Genomic DNA, 18508 nt, shown 5'->3' with positions numbered 1-18508 from the left:
GGATCAGGCGGCGGCCTCCGGACCCCGGAAGGTGCGCCGGTAGGCGTGCGGCGTGGTGCCCAGGGCCCGGACGAACTGGTGCCTCAGGGCCGCCGCCGTGCCGAACCCGGTGCGCCAGGCGATCGCGTCCATCGTCTCGTCCGTCGCCTCCAGCAGACGCTGGGCCAGCAGCACGCGCTGGCGCAGGATCCAGCGGTACGGGGTCGTGCCCGTCTCCTGCTGGAAGCGGCGGGCGAAGGTGCGCGGGGACATGTGCGCCCGGGCCGCGAGCTGCTCCACGGTGACCTCCTCGTCGAGGTGCTGCTCCATCCAGGCCAGCACCTCGCCGACGGTGTCGCAGGAGGAGCGCGGCAGCGGCCGCTCGATGTACTGCGCCTGCCCGCCGTCCCGGTGCGGCGGCACCACCATCCGCCGGGCGATGCGGTTGGCGACCTCGGGTCCCTGCTCCTTGCGCACGATGTGCAGACAGGCGTCGATGCCGGCGGCGGTCCCGGCGGACGTGATCACCGGGTCCTCGTCGACGTAGAGGACGTCCGGCGCCACCTCGGCGCGCGGGTACTGCCGGCGCAGCTCGGCCGCGTGGTGCCAGTGCACCGCGCAGCGCCGCCCGTCCAGCAGGCCGGCGGCGCCCAGCACGAAGACGCCGGAGCACACGCTCAGCACGCGCGTGCCCCGGTCCGTCGCCCTGCGCAGGGCCTCCAGCAGCTCGGGCGGGTACTCCCGGCGGACGAAGTCGCTGCCCGCCGGCACCGCGATCAGGTCGGCCTCGTCCAGCCGGTCGAGTCCGTACGGCGTGGACACGGTCAGACCGCCGACATGGGTGCCCAGCGTGGGGCCCTCCGCGGAGACCACCGCGAAGTCGTACTCAGGCAGGCCCTCGTCGCTCCGGTCGATGCCGAAGACCTCGCAGATCACGCCCAGTTCGAAGGGGTGCGCGCCGTCCAGCAGGACGGCGGCCACGTTGCGCAGCATGCCGCCAGTGTGCCTCGGAAGTGGCAGGAAATCGAGGCCCTACGGCAGTCCTGCCACTCCCGGTAAGGAGCATCCGGCGCGACAGTGGTGTCATGACCGGAAACCAGATCGAAGGCCTTGTCGGAATGCTCGCGACCTTCGGACTCCTCGTCCTCATGGTCCTCCCCTCGGTGATCGGCGTCGTGCGCGACAAGCGCGTCGACCGTCAGATCAGGGAGGCCCGGGAGGGGAGGAGCCGAGGGAAGGAGACTCAGCAGCAGCCTCAGCAGACTCAGAAGTCCTCGGACAGGTCGACGGTGCCCTCCACCGCCACCTGGTACGCCGAGGGGCGCCGCTCGAAGAAGTTGGTCAACTCCTGAACCCCCTGCAGCTCCATGAAGGAGAAGGGGTTCTCGGAGCCGTAGACCGGGGCGAAGCCGAGCCGGGTCAGACGCTGGTCGGCCACGCACTCCAGGTACTGCCGCATCGAGTCGGTGTTCATACCCGGGAGGCCGTCACCGCACAGGTCGCGCGCGAACTGCAGCTCGGCCTCGACGGCCTCCCTCAGCATGTCGGTGACCTGCTCCCCGAGCCGCTCGTCGAACAGCTCCGGCTCCTCCTTGCGGACGGTGTCGACGACGTCGAACGCGAAGGACATGTGCATGGTCTCGTCCCGGAACACCCAGTTGGTGCCGGTGGCCAGTCCGTGCAGCAGGCCCCGGCTGCGGAACCAGTAGACGTAGGCGAAGGCGCCGTAGAAGAACAGACCCTCGATGCACGCGGCGAAGCAGATGAGGTTCAGCAGGAAACGGCGCCGGTCGGCCCGGGACTCCAGGCGGTCGATCGACTCCACCGAGTCCATCCACCGGAAGCAGAACTCGGCCTTCTCCCGGATGGAGGGGATGTTCTCCACGGCCGCGAAGGCGGCGGCACGGTCCTCCGGGTCGGGCAGGTAGGTGTCCAGCAGGGTCAGGTAGAACTGGACGTGGACGGCCTCCTCGAAGAGCTGGCGGCTCAGGTACAGCCGCGCCTCGGGGGAGTTGATGTGCTTGTACAGCGTCAGCACCAGGTTGTTCGCCACGATCGAGTCACCGGTGGCGAAGAAGGCCACCAGCCGGCCGATCAGGTGCTGCTCCTCGGGGCTGAGCTTCGCCAGGTCGGCGACGTCCGAGTGGAGGTCGACCTCCTCGACGTGCCAGGTGTTCTTGATGGCGTCCCGGTAGCGCTCGTAGAAGTCCGGGTAGCGCATCGGGCGCAGGGTCAGCTCGAAGCCCGGGTCGAGCAGGTTCTTCGTCACGCGGTTCTCGGGGTTCGCGGGGGTCTCGGCGGTCATTACTGGCAGGCCTCGCAGGACTCGGGGTTTTCCAGGGAGCAGGCGACCGCTTCGGGACCGGGGGCGGCCTGCGCGGGGACGGTGGTGGCGCGGGCCGCGGCGCGGGCGATGCGGGTCGCCGGGCGTGAACGCAGGTAGTACGTGGTCTTCAGGCCCTGCTTCCAGGCGTACGCGTACATCGAGGAGAGCTTCCCGATGGTCGGCGTCTCCAGGAACAGGTTGAGGGACTGCGCCTGGTCCAGGTACGGGGTGCGGGCGGCGGCCATGTCGATCAGGCCGCGCTGCGGGATCTCCCAGGCGGTGCGGTACAGCGCGCGCACGTCCTCGGGGATCCAGGAGAAGCCCTGCACCGATCCGTTCGCCTCGCGCAGCGCCTCACGGGTGCGCGCGTCCCACACGCCGAGCCGCTTGAGGTCGTCCACCAGGTAGGAGTTGACCTGGAGGAACTCACCGGACAGCGTCTCGCGCTTGAACAGGTTGGACACCTGCGGCTCGATGCACTCGTAGACACCGGCGATGGAGGCGATGGTCGCGGTCGGCGCGATCGCCAGGAGCAGCGAGTTGCGCAGCCCGGTCGTCGCCATGCGGGCGCGCAGCGCGGCCCAGCGCTCCGGCCAGGCGGGCTCCACGCCGTAGTGGTCCGGGTGCAGCACGCCCTGTGCCGTACGGGTCTTCTCCCAGGCCGGGGCGGGGCCACCGCGCTCGGCGAGGTCGGCGGAGGTCTCGTACGCGGCGAGCATGATCCGCTCGGCGATGCGGGTGGACAGGGCCTTCGCCTCGGGCGAGTCGAAGGGCAGGCGCAGCTGGAAGAAGACGTCCTGCAGGCCCATCGCGCCGAGCCCGACCGGGCGCCAGCGGGCGTTGGAGCGGCCCGCCTGCTCGGTCGGGTAGAAGTTGATGTCGACGACCCGGTCCAGGAAGGTCACGGCGGTGCGGACGGTGGCGTCCAGGCGCTCCCAGTCGAGGTCACCCGCCGTCCGGTCGACGAACGCGCCGAGGTTGACCGAGCCGAGGTTGCAGACCGCCGTCTCCCCGTCGTCCGTGACCTCCAGGATCTCCGTGCAGAGGTTGGAGGAGTGGACGACGTGGCCGGGGGTCGCGGTCTGGTTGGCCGTGCGGTTGGCGGTGTCCTTGAAGGTCATCCAGCCGTTGCCGGTCTGCGCCAGGGTGCGCATCATGCGGCCGTACAGCTCACGGGCGGGCAGCACCTTGCGGGCGAGTCCCGCCTCCTCCGCCCCGCGGTACGCGGCGTCGAACTCCTCGCCCCACAGGTCGGTCAGCTCCGGCACGTCGGCGGGGGAGAACAGCGACCAGGACCCGTCGGCGTCCACGCGGCGCATGAACTCGTCCGGGATCCAGTGCGCGAGGTTCAGGTTGTGCGTACGGCGGGCGTCCTCACCGGTGTTGTCCCGCAGCTCCAGGAACTCCTCGACGTCCGCGTGCCAGGTCTCCAGGTAGACCGCCGCGGCACCCTTGCGCCGGCCGCCCTGGTTCACGGCGGCGACCGAGGCGTCCAGCGTCTTCAGGAACGGGACGATGCCGTTGGAGTGCCCGTTGGTGCCGCGGATCAGCGAACCGCGGGAACGGACGCGGGAGTAGGCGATGCCGATGCCGCCGGCGTGCTTGGACAGGCGGGCCACCTGGTGCAGCCGGTCGTAGAGGGAGTCCAGCTCGTCCTTGGGGGAGTCCAGGAGGTAGCAGGACGACATCTGGGCGTGCCGGGTGCCGGAGTTGAAGAGGGTGGGCGAGGAGGGCAGGTAGTCCAGGCGGCTCATCAGACCGTAGAGCGCGGCGACCTCGTCGACCGACCGGGCGGTGTCGTCCTCGGCGAGTCCGGCGGCGACCCGCAGCAGGAAGTGCTGGGGGGTCTCGACGGCCTTGCGGGTGATCGGGTGGCGCAGCAGGTAGCGGCTGTACACGGTGCGCAGCCCGAAGTAGCCGAAGCGGTCGTCGGCGTCCGGGTCGACCAGCGCGTCCAGGCGGTCGCCGTGCAGCCGCACGAACGCGGCGGTGCGGTCGGCGATCAGGCCCTCGCGGTGCCCGGTGGCGACCGCGTCGGTGAAGGCGACGACTCCCTGTGAGGCGGCCTCGTCGCGGATGCCGAGGGTGAGCAGCCGGGCGGCCAGCCGGGAGTAGACCGGGTCCTCGGAGATCAGCCCGGCGGACGCCTCCGTGGCCAGCTCGCGCAGCTCGGCCTCGTCGGCGCGGGCGGACCGGCCGCGCAGTGCGGCGGCGGCCACTCGTCCGGGATCGGCGCCGGGGAGGTCGGCGGTGAGCCCGGTCAGGGTCCGCAGCAGGGCGGCACCGGGTCCGTCGGGTTCCCCGGTCGCCGTCACCGGGGTCGCTGAAGCCGGATCGGCTGGCGCGATGGTCACGTGGAGCACTCCCTCGCTCGGCACGGGGCCTGGGGGAGGGCAGGGGGCGGCACGAGCGCGCACGGCGTCGCGTCCACCGGCCCACTCCACGAGGCCCGGACGTCATGGCACCCGGGCCGGTTCGGCCGGGCGCACCGTCGGCAGGTCCTCGGACTGGACAGGCGTGCGCGCACGTGCGAAGACGTACGGATGCACGCAAGTACACCGTTGCGGGACAGTTCCGGATTCGCACCGGATTCCCCTGCGGCGACAGCGAGCACGAGCATACATCTAGTGCCGGGCTCCGCCAGCACCCCCAGATGTTGTGTCCGGCTGCCGTGCCCGCGCGTCGCGCCGGTTCGGTGTCAGAGCGTCAGCCGGTAGGTGAGCAGCGTGAAGCCGTCCAGCTCGGGAAGCGGGTTCCAGTCGCGGTCGGGCGTGCGCACGAAACCCAGGCGCTCGTAGAGGCGGTGGGCGGAGCGCATGGCGCGCTGGGTCGACAGCACGACGCCCGTGCACCCCTCGACGGACCGTGCCCGGTCGACGCAGGCCCGCACGAGGGCCTCACCGGCCCCGCGGCCGCGTGCCGGGCGGGAGACGGCGAGCATGCGTATCTCGGCCTCGCCGGGCCGCGCGATGTCCGCCATGGGGCCGCCCGAGGGCACGAAGGTGACGCCGCCGAGCACCTGGCCGTCCGCCGCGGCGACCAGCACCTGCGCGGCCGCCGCCCGCTTGCCCACGTTCCTCAGCTCACCGAGGTAGGCGTCGTCCTCACCGAAGTCGAGGAGGCCGTCCCGGAGATAGGCCTGCGCCGTGATCTCGCCGAGGGTGTCGTACTCGTCGTCGGCCGCCGGCCGGATCGCGAAGTCCATGCGGCCGAGTGTGCCCCACGGGTACGACGGCGGGCCGCCGGATTTCTCCGACGGCCCGCCTCGATGCCGGGACTCCGGCCGGGGTCAGTGCGAGCTGCCCGCCGTGGCCGGCGGCAGTTCCACCTGGACACCGGGGTCTCCGGCGTCCGCCGTGTAGTCGGCCGGGCTGGTCTCGTCCACGCCGTCGGGCGCCTTGAGGGCCCTCAGGACGAAGGTCAGGACCACGGTGACCACGACGTTCAGCACGAAGGCGGTGAGACCGATGTAGCCGATCTCGCCGATGCCGGGAATCTCGTCGGAGGAGCCGCCGAAGTGCTTCTGCGTCGGCGAGGCCACGCCGTAGGCGGCGACCGTGCCGTAGACCATGCCGACCGCCCAGCCGCCGAGCAGCGCCCAGCGGTGGAACCAGCGGGTGAACAGGCCGCCGACCAGGGCCGGGAAGGTCTGCAGGATCCAGATGCCGCCCAGCAGCTGGAAGTTGATCGCGACGGTCTTGTCCATGCCCAGGACGAAGATCAGCGCGCCCACCTTCACCAGGAGCGACACCAGCTTGGAGACCTTGGTCTCCTGCTGCGGCGTGGCGTCCGGCTTGATGAAGTCCTTGTAGATGTTGCGGGTGAAGAGGTTCGCGGCCGCGATCGACATGATCGCCGCCGGGACCAGGGCGCCGATGCCGATGGCCGCGAAGGCCACGCCCGCGAACCAGTCCGGGAACATGTTCTCGAACAGCTGCGGGATCGCCAGCTGGCCGTTCTTCACCTTCACCCCGGCCGCGATCGCCATGAAGCCCAGCAGCGCGAGCAGGCCCAGCATCAGCGAGTACAGCGGCAGGATCGTGGTGTTGCGGCGGATCACCTCACGGCTGCGCGAGGACAGCGTGGCGGTGATCGAGTGCGGGTACATGAACAGGGCCAGCGCCGAGCCGAGCGCCAGGGTCGCATACGTCCACTGGCCCCCCGCGGCCGGCACCACTCCGCCCGCCCCCGCCTCGGTGAACTTGTCGCTCGCCGACGCGAAGATGTCGTCGAAGCCGCCCAGCTTGATCGGGATGTAGATGATCGCCACCGCGATCACGATGTAGATCAGCGTGTCCTTCACGAACGCGATCAGCGCGGGCGCGCGCAGTCCCGACGAGTAGGTGTACGCCGCCAGCACGCCGAAGGCGATCAGCAGCGGCAGGTCCTTGACGAACCAGTTGGTGTCCTCGCCGCCGCCGACGCCCATCACGTCCAGGACGGCCTGGATGCCGACCAGCTGGAGCGCGATGTACGGCATCGTCGCCAGGATGCCGGTGACGGCGACCGCCAGCGACAGGCCCTTGGAGCCGAACCGGCCGCGCACGAAGTCCGAGGTCGTCACGTACCCGTGCTTGTGCGAGACCGACCACAGGCGGGGCAGGAAGGTGAAGATCAGCGGGTAGACCAGGATCGTGTACGGCACCGCGAAGAAGCCGGACGCGCCCGCCGCGTAGATCGCCGCCGGGACGGCCACGAAGGTGTACGCGGTGTACAGGTCGCCGCCCAGCAGGAACCAGGTGACCCAGGTGCCGAACGAGCGGCCGCCGAGGCCCCACTCGTCGAGGCTGTGCTCGTTCTCGGCCCGGCGCCAGCGCGCGGCCAGGAAGCCCATGGCGGTGACGAGGACGAAGAAGAAGATGAAGACGGCGAGTGCGACGCCGTTCACGCCGTCGTTCATCGCGGCTCACCGCCCTTCGGGGTGGAGGCGGCGGCGGAGTGGGCGGCGCGTCCGCGCTGGTCGCGCTGCCACAGCTGGTACGCGATCACCGTCAGCACCGTGGAGATCAGCACCCAGGCCATCTGGTACCAGTAGAAGAAGGGAATGCCGATGAACGTCGGGTCGGACTTCGCGTACGAACCGACCCACAGCATGGCGACGAACGGTGCGACGAGGCAGAGCCCGATGACGACGCGCACCGGCGTCACCACCGGCTCTCTGCTCGCTTCTGTGTCTTCTGGCATGCGCGGCTCCGTCCCCTCGCTGATCACCTCGTGCAGTGCGCACGAAATGTAGGTGACGGTGTCAAGACAGCGGAAGACCTCGTCCGTATATCGGTCCTCAACTGCAATCTCGCGCTCGCGCGCGGGAGCGTATGCCGGGTATGCCCTAGTCCTGAGGGCGCTTGAGGCGGGCCACGAACTTGTAGCGGTCGCCCCGGTACACCGAGCGCACCCATTCCACCGGCTGACCGGTGCGGTCCTGCGAGTGCCGGGAGAGCATCAGCATCGGCAGGCCGACGTCCGTGCCGAGCAGGCCGGCCTCGCGCGGGGTGGCCAGCGAGGTCTCGATGGTCTCCTCGGCCTCGGCGAGGTGGACGTCGTACACCTCGGCGAGCGCGGTGTAGAGGGAGGTGTACTTCACCAGGGAGCGGCGCAGCGCCGGGAAGCGCTTCGCGCTGAGGTGGGTGGTCTCGATCGCCATCGGCTCACCGTTGGCCATGCGCAGCCGCTCGATGCGCAGCACCCGGCCGCCGGCCGTGATGTCCAGCAGCCCGGCGAGCCGGTCGTCGGCGGTGATGTAGCCGATGTCCAGCAGCTGCGAGGTGGGTTCGAGGCCCTGCGCCCGCATGTCCTCGGTGTACGACGTGAGTTGCAGCGCCTGCGACACCTTGGGCTTGGCGACGAAGGTGCCCTTGCCCTGGATGCGCTCCAGGCGGCCCTCGACGACCAGCTCCTGAAGGGCCTGGCGCACGGTCGTGCGCGAGGTGTCGAACTCGGCGGCCAGGGTGCGCTCGGGCGGGACCGGCGTGCCCGGCGTCTGGGTCCGGGTCATGTCGAGCAGATGCTTCTTCAGACGGTAGTACTTGGGCACGCGCGCGGTACGGACGGTCGCCCCACCCTCGTTCTCCGCACTGCTGACGTCGGTGCTCATGCTCTGCCTTCCCGGCTCCGGGTGCCGAAGCGACCGCTATCCCTGTCGGCCACGGCTCACATCGTGGCACGGCTTCGTGCCGGGATGGCCCCGCACGCTCCGTGATCCCTTCTGTATACCCGGGGGAACACCCTTGGTCTAGTCCATAGGTGCGCCGGACGCCGCTGGTACGCGCGTACGAAGCCCGGTCGGCGCGCCCTTGGGTGGGCGGTGGTACACCCGGTCCCGGTCCGCCCGATCTGTCGCTTGCGCAATGAAAGGTCCCTGCATATCTCGGTCCCATCACGGACGGACCGGCGGAGTTTGAACACCCTTGACAGTCCTATTGGTCTGGGCCAAGCTCCCCGTACTGGTCTACACCATTGGTCCAGGTCCCGGCCCCATGGGCGGTCCGCGTCGACGAGCAACCGCGGGGAGGCAGGGGGGTTGTGTGGCATCCCTGAGGAGGATGGCGTGAAGCGCAAGCTTATAGCCGCGATCGGTATCGCGGGCATGATGGTCTCGATCGCCGCATGCGGGGGCGACAGCGACGACGGTGACAAGAAGGCCGGGGCCGACGGGTACGCCGGCGAGACGCTCACCGTGTGGGTGATGGACGGTTCCTCGCCGGACGACTGGCAGGCGGACCTCGCCAAGGAATTCGAGACGAAGACCAAGGCCAAGGTCAAGTTCGAGATCCAGAAGTGGAACGGCATCCAGCAGAAGCTGACCACCGCCCTGTCCGAGGAGAACCCGCCCGACGTCTTCGAGATCGGCAACACCCAGACCCCGGCCTACGCCAAGACCGGCGGCCTCGCCGACCTGAGCGACCTCAAGGGCGAGATCGGCACCGACTGGTCCGAGTCCCTCAACAAGTCCGCCGTCTTCGACGGCAAGCAGTACGCGGCCCCGTGGTTCGTGGTCAACCGCGTCGTCGTCTACAACAAGAAGGTCTGGGCGGACGCGGGCATCAAGGAACTGCCCAAGACCCGCGACGAGTTCTACAACGACCTCAAGACGATCGGCGACAAGACCGACGCCGAGCCGATCTACCTGCCCGGCCAGAACTGGTACCACTTCGTGGGCCTGGTCATCGGCGAGGGCGGCGAACTGGTCAAGAAGGACGGCGACAAGTACGTCTCCAACCTGTCCGACCCCAAGGTCGCCGCGGCCACCGAGACCTACAAGAAGTTCCAGGCCCTCTCCAAGGCGCCCAAGGACAAGGACGAGGCCACCCCGCAGCAGGGTGAGATCTTCGCCAAGGGCAAGACCGGCGCGTTCATCGGCATGGGCTGGGAAGGCGCCACCGCGATCGCCACCAACCCGGCGATCGAGAAGGACCTCGGCTACTTCACCATCCCGGGCCCCGCGGCCGACAAGCCCGAGGGCGTCTTCCTCGGCGGCTCCAACCTGGCCGTCGCCGCGGGCAGCAAGAAGCAGGACCTCGCCAAGGAGTTCCTGAAGCTCGCGCTCTCCGACAAGTACGAGGGCGGCCTGGCCAAGGCCAACGGCGTCATCCCGAACAAGGAGGCGCTGCAGAGCAACCTGAAGGGCAACGCCGCCGCCGAGGCCGCCGCGCCGGCCGCCGGGACCGGTGACACCACGCCGCTCATCCCGGAGTGGGCCGCGGTCGAGAACGACCCGAACCCGATCAAGACGTACCTGACGGCCGTCATGAAGGGGAAGTCCCCGGCCGAGGCCGCCAAGCAGGTCGAGGGCGAGTTCAACAAGCGCCTGGCACAGCAGCAGTAGCACCGGGTGGACCGGGGCGGGGACCGGCACAGACGGTCCCCGCCCCGGCGTCGAGGTGAACAGGTCGAGAAGAGAGAGACCGCGAGCATGACCGTGCAGACCGAACGGCCGCCCTCAGGCCCGTCGGACGTCCGCAAGGCGGACGGTGGGGGAACCGGCGGGCCGAGAGCGGGAGCCGCGTCGCGCGCCGGCGCACTGGCCCCGTATCTGCTGTTGCTGCCCGCCGCCGCGGCCACCGTGCTGCTGCTCGGCTGGCCGCTGGTGAAGGACGGCCTGCTGTCCTTCCAGAACCTCAACATGGCGCAGCTGATCCAGCACGTCACCGAGTGGACCGGCTTCGACAACTACAAGGAAGTCCTCACCGGCGAGGAATTCTGGCGCGTCACCCTCCGCTCCATCCTCTTCACCGCGGTCAACGTCGTCCTCACCATGGTGGTGGGCGGCCTGATCGGCCTGCTGCTCGCCCGCCTGGGCAGGGTGATGCGGTTCGTGCTGATGATCGGCCTGGTCCTGGCCTGGGCCATGCCGGTGGTCGCCGCGACCACCGTCTACCAGTGGCTCTTCGCCCAGCGCTTCGGCGTTGTCAACTGGGTGCTCGACAAGCTCGGCTGGCACTCCATGGCCGACTTCAGCTGGACCGGCAGCCAGTTCTCGACCTTCTTCGTCGTCACCGTGCTGATCGTCTGGATGTCCGTCCCCTTCGTCGCGATCAACCTGTACGCGGCGACCACCACCATCCCCGGCGAGCTGTACGAGGCCGCCGCGCTCGACGGGGCCGGCGTCTGGCGCAGCTTCACCTCGGTCACCCTGCCGTTCCTGCGCCCGTTCCTCTACGCAACGACGTTCCTGGAGATCATCTGGATCTTCAAGGCGTTCGTGCAGGTGTACACGTTCAACGGCGGCGGTCCCGACCGTCTCACCGAGATCCTGCCCGTCTACGCCTACATCGAGGGCGTCGGCAACCAGCACTACGGCATGGGCGCGGCGATCGCGGTCCTGACCATCCTGATCCTGCTCGGCCTGACCGCGTACTACCTCAGGATCGTGCTCAAGCAAGAGGAGGACGAGCTGTGAAGCGCTCGCTCTTCGGCCGCGCGTGGCCCAACGTCACGGCCGTCGTCCTGTTCATCGGCCTCGTCTTCCCCGTCTACTGGATGTTCGCCACGGCCTTCAAGCCGACCGGCGACATCATCTCGGAGGACCCGGTCTGGTTCCCGACCGACGTCACCTTCGAGCACTTCAAGACCGCGACCGAGGCCGACCACTTCTGGACCTACGTCGGCAACTCGTTCATCGTCACCGTCTGCGCGGTCGTCTTCTCGCTGATCATCGCGCTGGCCGGGTCCTTCGCCCTGGCGCGGATGCGGTTCAAGGGGCGGCGCGGCTTCATCGTCGGCTTCATGCTCGCCCAGATGGCGCCCTGGGAAGTCATGGTCATCGCGATCTACATGATCGTGCGCGACGCGTCGATGCTGAACAGCCTGGTGCCGCTCACCCTCTTCTACATGATGATGATCCTGCCCTTCACCATCCTGACGCTGCGCGGCTTCGTCGCCGCCGTGCCGAAGGAGCTGGAGGAGTCGGCGATGGTCGACGGCTGCACCCGGTTCCAGGCCTTCCGCCGCGTCATCCTGCCGCTGCTCGCCCCGGGCCTGATGTCCACCTCGATGTTCGGCTTCATCACCGCCTGGAACGAACTGCCCCTCGTCCTGGTCGTCAACAAGGAGGCGGAGTCCCAGACCCTGCCGTTGTGGCTGACCAGCTTCCAGACCGTCTTCGGCGACGACTGGGGTGCGACCATGGCCGCCTCCTCGCTGTTCGCCGTCCCGATCCTGATCCTCTTCGTCTACCTCCAGCGCAGGGCCGTCAGCGGCCTGACCGCCGGCGCCGTGAAGGGATAGCACCACCGATGACGACCCTCGCCAGGGCCACCGACACCCTCACACGCGACGCCCTCGCCGTCCTCCAGCCCGGCTTCGCCGGCACCACCGCCCCCGACTGGCTGCTGCGCCGCATCGGCGAGGGGCTGGCGGCCGTCGCCCTGTTCGGACGGAACGTCACCTCGCACGAGCAGGTGGCCGCCCTGACCGCACAGCTGCGCGCCGAGCGCGAGGACGTGCTGGTCGCGATCGACGAGGAAGGCGGTGACGTCACCCGTCTCGAGGTGCGCACCGGTTCCTCCTTCCCCGGCAACCACGCCCTCGGTGCCGTGGACGACGTCGGGCTCACCCGGGCCGTGGCAGCGGAACTGGGCCGCAGGCTCGCCGCCGCCGGCGTCAACTTCAACTGGGCGCCGTCCGCCGACGTGAACTCCAACCCGGACAACCCGGTGATCGGGGTGCGCGCCTTCGGCTCCGACACCGACCTGGTCGCCCGGCACACCGCCGCCTACATCACCGGGATGCAGTCCGCGGGCGTGGCCACCTCCGCCAAGCACTTCCCGGGTCACGGCGACACGGGCATCGACTCCCACCACGCCATGCCGCGCATCGACGTGGGCGCCGATGTGCTGGCCGAGCGCGACCTGGTCCCCTTCCGCGCCGCCATCGCCGCCGGCAGCCGTGCGGTGATGAGCGCCCACATCCTGGTCCCGGCCCTGGACCCGGAGCTTCCGGCAACGTTGTCCCGGCGCATCCTGACCGACCTGCTCCGCGGTGAACTGGGCTACGACGGTCTCATCGTCACCGACGGCATCGAGATGAAGGCCGTCGCCGGCACCTACGGCATCGAACGCGGCACCGTCATGGCCATCGCCGCCGGGGCCGACGCGATCTGCGTGGGCGGCGGCCTGCACGACGAGGGCACCGTACGGCGGCTGAGCGACGCGCTGGTCGAGGCGGTCCGCGCGGGCGAACTGTCCGAGGAGCGCCTGGCCGACGCGGCCGAACGGGTCAGGGCCCTGGCGCGCTGGACCGCGGCGAACCGCCCCGCCGAGGCGGCCTTCGACACCGCCGACGGCGATGTGGGCCTGCGTGCGGCCCGCCGCGCCCTGCGCGTCACCGTCGCCGACGACTCGGGCCCGCTCGCCGAGGCGCCGTACGTCGCCGCGTTCACCCCCGTGGCGAACATCGCGGTCGGTGACGAGACGCCCTGGGGCGTCGCCGCCGAGCTGGCCCGTCTGCTGCCGGGCACCGAGACGGGGAGCTTCAACGGCGCCGACGCGGGGACCGAGGCGCTGGCCGCGGCGGGTTCCCGCCGCATCGTCGCCGTCGTCCGCGACGAGCACCGCCACCCGTGGATGGCGGCGGCCCTCGACGTCCTGCTGGCGGCCCGGCCCGACACGATCGTCGTCGAGATGGGCGTCCCGCGCGCCGCACCGCGCGGCGCCCGCCACCTGGCCACCCACGGCGCGGCCCGCGTCTGCGGCCGGGCGGCCGCGGAGGCCATCGCGGGAGCCTGACCCGCACCCATCAGCACACGGAAGGCGCCGTCCCGCAGGGGGCGGCGCCTTCCGTGTCCTGTCCGTGCCCTATCCGCGTCCGCGTCCGCCGACGCGGACGGGCGACCGGGGTACGAGGAAGGCGCCGGGCCCCCGTGACGGGGTCCGGCGCCTTTCGCGCGGGTGTGTCCGGTCCGCCCGCGGGCCCGCGACGGGCGGGCAAGCGACGGGCGGAGCGGAGCAGGTCAGATGCCCTGCCAGTCCGGCTTGTGGGCGTAGGTGTGCCGGAAGTAGTCGGCGAGCTTCAGCTTGGACGCGGCGGCCTCGTCGACGACGACCGTGGCGTGCGGGTGCAGCTGCAGCGCGGAGGCCGGACACACGGCCGCGACCGGACCCTCGACGCTCGCGGCGACCGCGTCGGCCTTGCCCTCGCCGGTGGCGAGCAGGACCAGGTGCCGCGCCTCCAGGATGGTGCCGATGCCCTGCGTGATCACGTGGTGCGGCACCTGCTCGATGTCACCGTCGAAGAAGCGCGCGTTGTCGACGCGGGTCTGCTCGGTCAGGGTCTTGATCCGCGTCCGCGAGGCGAGCGAGGAGCACGGCTCGTTGAACCCGATGTGCCCGTCGGTGCCGATCCCCAGCAGCTGCAGATCGACCCCGCCGGCCTCGCTCAGCGCCCGGTCGTAAGCCTCGCACGCGCCCTGCACGTCCGGGGCCGTCCCGTCCGGGCCGATGAACGCGTCCATGCCGATGCCGAGCGGTTCGAGCACCTCCCGGCGCAGCACGGAGCGGTACGACTCCGGGTGCTCCGCGGGCAGCCCCACGTACTCGTCGAGCTGGGCGATCCGCGCCCGCGCGGTGTCCACGGCACCCGAACGCACCTTGGCCGCCAGCGCCTCGTACACGGGCAGCGGCGTCGATCCGGTGGCCACGCCGAGCAGGGCGTCGGGCTTGCGTCGGAGCAGCTGTGCCATGGCCTCGGCTATGAGTGCGCCGCCCGCCTTGGCATCGGGAACGATGACAACTTCCACGCTGGCCTGCCGTTTCGAAGAGAGGACTCACCCGGGGCCCGGGACTGGCTATGTGGTTTAGACCAATCTAACAGAGCGGAGCCGCGCGGTCGCGCCGAAACGGTCAGGCGGGTGGAGGGCGCGACGGGGTGGCGCCGGGCGGCGGCGCCGGGCCCGGTCCGCCGTCGGACACCGGGGTCGAGGCCGGCGTCGGGAACGAGGCCTGGGTCGGAGTCGGGGCCGAGGCCGGGGTCGGATGCCGAGCGTCGTGGGCGGTAGTGGGTGCTGCGCCGGAGCCCGGATGTCGGGTGTCGTGGGCAGCGGCCGGCGCTGCGCCGGAGCCCGGGGTGCCGGCGTCAGGTCAGAGAGCCTCCCGTGGCGTCCACCCAGCTGCCCGTGACCCACCGGCTCTCGTGCGAGGCGAGGAAGGCGACCACGTCGGCCACCTCGGCCGGTGTCCCCACCCCGCCCAGGGCCGAGAGTGCCGCGGCCCCCGCCCAGCCGTCCGGGCTCCCGTGCAGCAGCTCGGCCGTGTTGTCCGTGTCGATGATGCCGGGCGCCACCGAGTTCACCGTGATGCCGCGGGCGCCCAGGATCTTGGAGAGGTCGCGCGTGAACACGTCCAGCGCGCCCTTCGTCATCGAGTACGCCATGTTGTCCGGCATGACCGCCGTGCGGGCCAGGCCCGACGAGATGTTGATGACCCGGCCACCGTCGCGCAGCCGCCCCATGCCGTGCTTGAGGATGAAGAACGGCGCCTTCACGTTGACCGTGAAGACCGCGTCGTAGTCCGCCTCCGCTATCTCGCCGATGGGGCGCGTGCTGCCGATCCCCGCGTTGTTCACCAGCACGTCCAGGCCGTCGGCGTGCCTGTCGAACTCCTCCCACAGGGTCTCGGCGGCACCCGGAGCGGACAGGTCGGCCCCGATCGCGAACGCCGAGCCGCCCGCCGCCTCGATCGCGGCGACCGTCTCCTTCGCCGCCGCCTCGTTCTTCCCGTAGTGCACCGCGACCCGTGCGCCGTCGCGGCCCAGCCGCTCCGCGATGCCCCGCCCGATGCCCCTGCTCGCCCCGGTGACGAGTGCCGTCCTGCCCGTGAGCACGCCCATCTCGGCTCCCCCTTCTCATTCACTAGTGGTCGCTACAGAAATGAACGTACACGGGGGCGGGTCCTTTTTCTAGTGCCCGCTATAAAATGCACTCCATGGTGAGCGGCGAGCAGGGCGGCAAGCAGAGCGGCGGGACGGGTGCAAGAGGCGGCGCGGTGAGCGCCGCGGGGAAGAGCGGGCCCGGGGCCCCCGCCGGCGGGGGCGCGGCCAGGACCCGTGGCCGTCCGCGCTCCTTCGACCGGGCGACGGCCCTGGAGGCGGCGCTGCTGGCCTTCTGGGAGCACGGCTACGAGGCCACCTCCGTCTCCGACCTGACCCGGGTCATGGACATCGGCGCCCCGAGCCTCTACGCCGCGTTCGGGGACAAGCGCTCGCTGTTCGAGGAGGTCGTCCAGGAGTACGGCGTGCGGTACGGCGCGTTCGGTGACCGCGCCCTCGCCGAGGAGCCGACCGCGCGTGCGGGCATAGAACGGATGCTGCGCGAGGCCGCCGCCGAGTACACGGCCCCGGGCCGCCCGCACGGCTGCCTGGTCATCCACGCGGCCGCCAACTGCTCGACCGCCGAGGTCGAGGAGTCCCTGCGGGAACGGCGCAACGCCAACATCGCCGCGATCGAGCGCCGGATCACGGCGGACGTGGAGCGGGGCGTGCTGCCGCCGGGCACCGACGCCGCCGGCCTCGCCCGGTACACCGGCGCGATGATCCAGGGCATGTCCCAGCAGGCCCGCGACGGCGCGAGCCGCACCGATCTGGAGGCGCTCGCGGAAATTGCCCTGGCGGTCTGGCCCCGCGGGTAGGCCAACAGGGTTAGGCTTCTGGCGGCTGCGCCGGACGCCGGCACGGCCGCTGAAAGCCGACAACGACAAACAACGTCCACTGCATGGACACGGTTAGTGGTCTAGTCCACAATGGCACTGAGTCGCCGACCGTGCAGCTCACGCGAAGTGAACGTCAGGCTTCCGTCCTCCCCGCACAGGAGGACGGACCGAGGAACCGGAGCTCTCTGCCCTGACTGCCCCGGCTCCTCATCCTTCGGCCGACCGGGACCGCACACCCCACGGCCGATGTTGCTCCGGGCTGCGGTGCCGGGAGGGTTGAGGGTCCCTCCCAGGCGCCGCGGCCCGCGGGTGTTTCCGGGGGCCTCCGTACGGTGCCGGACGCGGGGGAGCGGTGCACCGCGGCTGGTTTCGGTCGCCGTCCGTACCGCCAGGTACGCTCGGCCCCGTGCCCTCCATGAACGAACTCGTACGCCAGCACGCCGCGCTCGACGCCTCCGACCTCGAGTGGCTCCATCTGCTGGTCTCGGAGTGGCAGCTGCTGTCGGACCTCTCCTTCGCCGACCTGGTCCTGTGGGTCCCCACCCGCGACGGCACCCGCTACGTCTCCGTCGCCCAGATGCGGCCCAACACCGGCCCCACCTCGTACCAGGACGACATGGTCGGCCACCTCGTCCCGCGCGGCCGGCGCCCCATGCTGGACGCCGCCCTGGACGAGGGCCGCATCGTGCGCGAGGGCGACCCCGAGTGGCGCGAGGAGGTGCCGGTCCGCGTCGAGTCCATCCCCGTGCGCCGCCAGGGACGCGTCCTGGGGGTCATCGCCCGCAACACCAACCTGCTCACCGTGCGTACGCCGAGCCGCCTGGAGCTCACCTACCTGCAGAGCGCCTCCGACCTCGCCCAGATGATCGCGGCCGGCGCCTTCCCGTTCGAGAACCAGCAGGTCGACATGGACGCGTCGCCGCGCGTCGGTGACGGCCTGGTCAGGGTCGACGCCGACGGCATCGTCCAGTACGCCTCCCCCAACGCGCTGTCGGCCTACCACCGCATGGGCCTGGCCGCCGACCTGGTGGGCCAGCACCTGGGCCGGACCACCGCCGAACTCGCCCCGTCCCGCGGGCCGGTGGACGAGGCACTCGCCAAGGTGGCCAGCGGCTGGGCGCCGCGCGAGTTCGAGATCGAGGCGCACGACGGGGTGATCCAGTTCCGCGCGATCCCGCTCAAACCCAAGGGCACCCGCATCGGTTCGCTGGTGCTTCTGCGCGACGTGACGGAACTGCGTCGCCGCGAACGCGAGTTGATCACCAAGGACGCCACCATCCGGGAGATCCACCACCGGGTGAAGAACAACCTCCAGACGGTGGCGGCCCTGTTGCGCCTGCAGGCCCGCCGCATCGGGTCCGACCGGGGCCGCGAGGCGCTGGAGGAGGCCGTGCGCCGGGTCGGGTCGATCGCGATCGTGCACGAGACGCTCTCGCAGAACCTGGACGAGCGAGTGGAGTTCGACGAGATCGCCGACCGAGTGCTGGCGATGGTGGCGGAGATCTCACCGGGCAAGGTCACCGGCCGGCGCACCGGACGCTTCGGCATCCTCGACGCCGAGGTCGCCACCCCGCTGTCCATGGTGCTGACCGAGGTGCTGCAGAACGCCCTGGAGCACGGCTTCCGCGACGGCGACACCGGCACGGTCGAGGTCTCGGCGGTCCGCGGCGGTACCGCCAAGGAGGCCCGGCTCCTGGTCACCGTCCAGGACGACGGAGTCGGTCTGCCCGAGGACTTCGACCCGCACCGCTCCGGCAACCTCGGCCTCCAGATCGTCCGCACCCTGGTGGAGGGCGAGCTGGGCGGCACCTTCGACATGGTCCCGGCCCCGGAGCGCGGTACCCGGGTGATCCTCGACCTCCCGGTGCCCACCGGGAAGTAGGCGGAAGCGGCGGGAGCCGCCGGGGCCTGGTGCCGGTGCCTCGCGCGGTGCCGGGCACAGCAAAAAGCCCCGGACCGGTGAAGGTCCGAGGCCAGTGCTCGTGCGATACATCGTGCGATGCGCATCGGGGGTACTGCGCGCTGCGGCTCGGGAGCGGGGGATGCGTACTCGCTGTACGCG

Annotated in this window: 15 protein-coding genes and 1 riboswitch; of the genes, 6 read left to right on the top strand and 9 right to left on the bottom strand. The window is 70.7% G+C overall.

All coding sequences use genetic code 11. The annotated features are described in order from the left end of the window. Positions 1–3 precede the first annotated feature (3 nt). From ACIBCJ_RS18905 to ACIBCJ_RS18875, 7 genes are all read right to left on the bottom strand, one after another. Entirely contained in the window at positions 4–972 is a 969-nt protein-coding gene (locus ACIBCJ_RS18905) for a helix-turn-helix domain-containing protein (RefSeq protein ID WP_362510125.1), read from the bottom strand. A gap of 271 nt (positions 973–1243) precedes the next feature. Next, positions 1244–2284 carry a ribonucleotide-diphosphate reductase subunit beta gene (locus tag ACIBCJ_RS18900; RefSeq protein WP_365979992.1) on the bottom strand — a complete coding sequence of 347 codons (1041 nt, stop codon included), beginning with the start codon at positions 2282–2284 and terminating at the stop codon, positions 1244–1246. Next, on the bottom strand, positions 2284–4659 hold the full coding sequence (locus ACIBCJ_RS18895) for a ribonucleoside-diphosphate reductase subunit alpha (protein WP_365979991.1): 2376 nt from the start codon (positions 4657–4659) through the stop codon (positions 2284–2286). The genes ACIBCJ_RS18900 and ACIBCJ_RS18895 overlap by 1 nt, the downstream gene beginning before the upstream one ends. 121 nt (positions 4660–4780) lie before the next feature. Next, a riboswitch (cobalamin riboswitch) is annotated at positions 4781–4942 on the bottom strand. 61 nt (positions 4943–5003) lie between these two features. After that, a complete protein-coding gene (locus ACIBCJ_RS18890; RefSeq protein ID WP_362510134.1) occupies positions 5004–5510 on the bottom strand; it encodes a GNAT family N-acetyltransferase in 507 nt (168 codons plus the stop codon). 84 nt (positions 5511–5594) lie between these two features. After that, positions 5595–7205, bottom strand: a complete 1611-nt coding sequence (gene mctP / locus ACIBCJ_RS18885) for a monocarboxylate uptake permease MctP (RefSeq protein ID WP_362105550.1) — start codon at positions 7203–7205, stop codon at positions 5595–5597. Next, positions 7202–7489: a DUF3311 domain-containing protein gene (locus ACIBCJ_RS18880; protein ID WP_362510137.1), complete on the bottom strand. Its 288-nt coding sequence runs from the start codon at positions 7487–7489 to the stop codon at positions 7202–7204. Before ACIBCJ_RS18880 ends, mctP begins: the two co-directional genes overlap by 4 nt. A 145-nt stretch (positions 7490–7634) precedes the next feature. After that, positions 7635–8399: a GntR family transcriptional regulator gene (locus ACIBCJ_RS18875; protein ID WP_003973740.1), complete on the bottom strand. Its 765-nt coding sequence runs from the start codon at positions 8397–8399 to the stop codon at positions 7635–7637. Between the two features lie 453 nt (positions 8400–8852). Between ACIBCJ_RS18875 and dasA the strand changes: the two genes are divergently transcribed. From dasA to ACIBCJ_RS18855, 4 genes are all read left to right on the top strand, one after another. Next, the gene (gene dasA, locus ACIBCJ_RS18870; RefSeq protein ID WP_362105542.1) at positions 8853–10130 is read left to right on the top strand and encodes a N,N'-diacetylchitobiose ABC transporter substrate-binding protein DasA; all 1278 of its coding nucleotides are present in this window, start codon (positions 8853–8855) and stop codon (positions 10128–10130) included. Between the two features lie 87 nt (positions 10131–10217). Next, the gene (locus ACIBCJ_RS18865; RefSeq protein ID WP_362510140.1) at positions 10218–11204 is read left to right on the top strand and encodes a sugar ABC transporter permease; all 987 of its coding nucleotides are present in this window, start codon (positions 10218–10220) and stop codon (positions 11202–11204) included. Continuing rightward, positions 11201–12031 (top strand): carbohydrate ABC transporter permease, encoded by an 831-nt coding sequence (locus tag ACIBCJ_RS18860; protein ID WP_362105536.1) that lies wholly within the window; start codon positions 11201–11203, stop codon positions 12029–12031. Before ACIBCJ_RS18865 ends, ACIBCJ_RS18860 begins: the two co-directional genes overlap by 4 nt. An 8-nt stretch (positions 12032–12039) precedes the next feature. Further along, the gene (locus tag ACIBCJ_RS18855) at positions 12040–13530 is read left to right on the top strand and encodes a glycoside hydrolase family 3 protein (protein WP_365979990.1); all 1491 of its coding nucleotides are present in this window, start codon (positions 12040–12042) and stop codon (positions 13528–13530) included. A gap of 224 nt (positions 13531–13754) precedes the next feature. Here ACIBCJ_RS18855 and nagB read toward each other — a convergent pair whose 3' ends face one another. Together nagB and ACIBCJ_RS18845 are read right to left on the bottom strand one after the other, a co-directional pair. Then, entirely contained in the window at positions 13755–14540 is a 786-nt protein-coding gene (gene nagB, locus ACIBCJ_RS18850) for a glucosamine-6-phosphate deaminase (protein ID WP_362105530.1), read from the bottom strand. 335 nt (positions 14541–14875) lie between these two features. Next, a complete protein-coding gene (locus tag ACIBCJ_RS18845; RefSeq protein WP_365979989.1) occupies positions 14876–15628 on the bottom strand; it encodes an SDR family oxidoreductase in 753 nt (250 codons plus the stop codon). A 95-nt stretch (positions 15629–15723) separates the two neighbouring features. Between ACIBCJ_RS18845 and ACIBCJ_RS18840 the strand changes: the two genes are divergently transcribed. Both ACIBCJ_RS18840 and ACIBCJ_RS18835 read left to right on the top strand, forming a co-directional pair. Beyond that, positions 15724–16425 (top strand): TetR/AcrR family transcriptional regulator, encoded by a 702-nt coding sequence (locus tag ACIBCJ_RS18840; protein ID WP_365979988.1) that lies wholly within the window; start codon positions 15724–15726, stop codon positions 16423–16425. Between the two features lie 427 nt (positions 16426–16852). After that, positions 16853–18328: a PAS domain-containing sensor histidine kinase gene (locus ACIBCJ_RS18835; RefSeq protein WP_365979987.1), complete on the top strand. Its 1476-nt coding sequence runs from the start codon at positions 16853–16855 to the stop codon at positions 18326–18328. The last annotated feature ends 180 nt before the right edge of the window (positions 18329–18508 follow it).

Origin of the sequence: Streptomyces sp. NPDC051136, assembly GCF_044455745.1 — a bacterium.
Classification (GTDB): domain Bacteria; phylum Actinomycetota; class Actinomycetes; order Streptomycetales; family Streptomycetaceae; genus Streptomyces.
This window is presented reverse-complemented; position numbering and strand designations above follow the sequence as displayed.

What these genes read in the sequence shown, in the direction of transcription:
- ACIBCJ_RS18865 (WP_362510140.1), top strand. Translation starts at nt 10,218, where the DNA reads ATGACCGTGCAGACCGAACGGCCGCCCTCAGGCCCGTCGGACGTCCGC.
- ACIBCJ_RS18845 (WP_365979989.1), bottom strand. Translation starts at nt 15,628, where the DNA reads ATGGGCGTGCTCACGGGCAGGACGGCACTCGTCACCGGGGCGAGCAGG.
- ACIBCJ_RS18855 (WP_365979990.1), top strand. Translation starts at nt 12,040, where the DNA reads ATGACGACCCTCGCCAGGGCCACCGACACCCTCACACGCGACGCCCTC.
- ACIBCJ_RS18890 (WP_362510134.1), bottom strand. Translation starts at nt 5,510, where the DNA reads ATGGACTTCGCGATCCGGCCGGCGGCCGACGACGAGTACGACACCCTC.
- ACIBCJ_RS18900 (WP_365979992.1), bottom strand. Translation starts at nt 2,284, where the DNA reads ATGACCGCCGAGACCCCCGCGAACCCCGAGAACCGCGTGACGAAGAAC.
- ACIBCJ_RS18905 (WP_362510125.1), bottom strand. Translation starts at nt 972, where the DNA reads ATGCTGCGCAACGTGGCCGCCGTCCTGCTGGACGGCGCGCACCCCTTC.
- mctP (WP_362105550.1), bottom strand. Translation starts at nt 7,205, where the DNA reads ATGAACGACGGCGTGAACGGCGTCGCACTCGCCGTCTTCATCTTCTTC.
- ACIBCJ_RS18880 (WP_362510137.1), bottom strand. Translation starts at nt 7,489, where the DNA reads ATGCCAGAAGACACAGAAGCGAGCAGAGAGCCGGTGGTGACGCCGGTG.
- ACIBCJ_RS18840 (WP_365979988.1), top strand. Translation starts at nt 15,724, where the DNA reads ATGGTGAGCGGCGAGCAGGGCGGCAAGCAGAGCGGCGGGACGGGTGCA.
- ACIBCJ_RS18875 (WP_003973740.1), bottom strand. Translation starts at nt 8,399, where the DNA reads ATGAGCACCGACGTCAGCAGTGCGGAGAACGAGGGTGGGGCGACCGTC.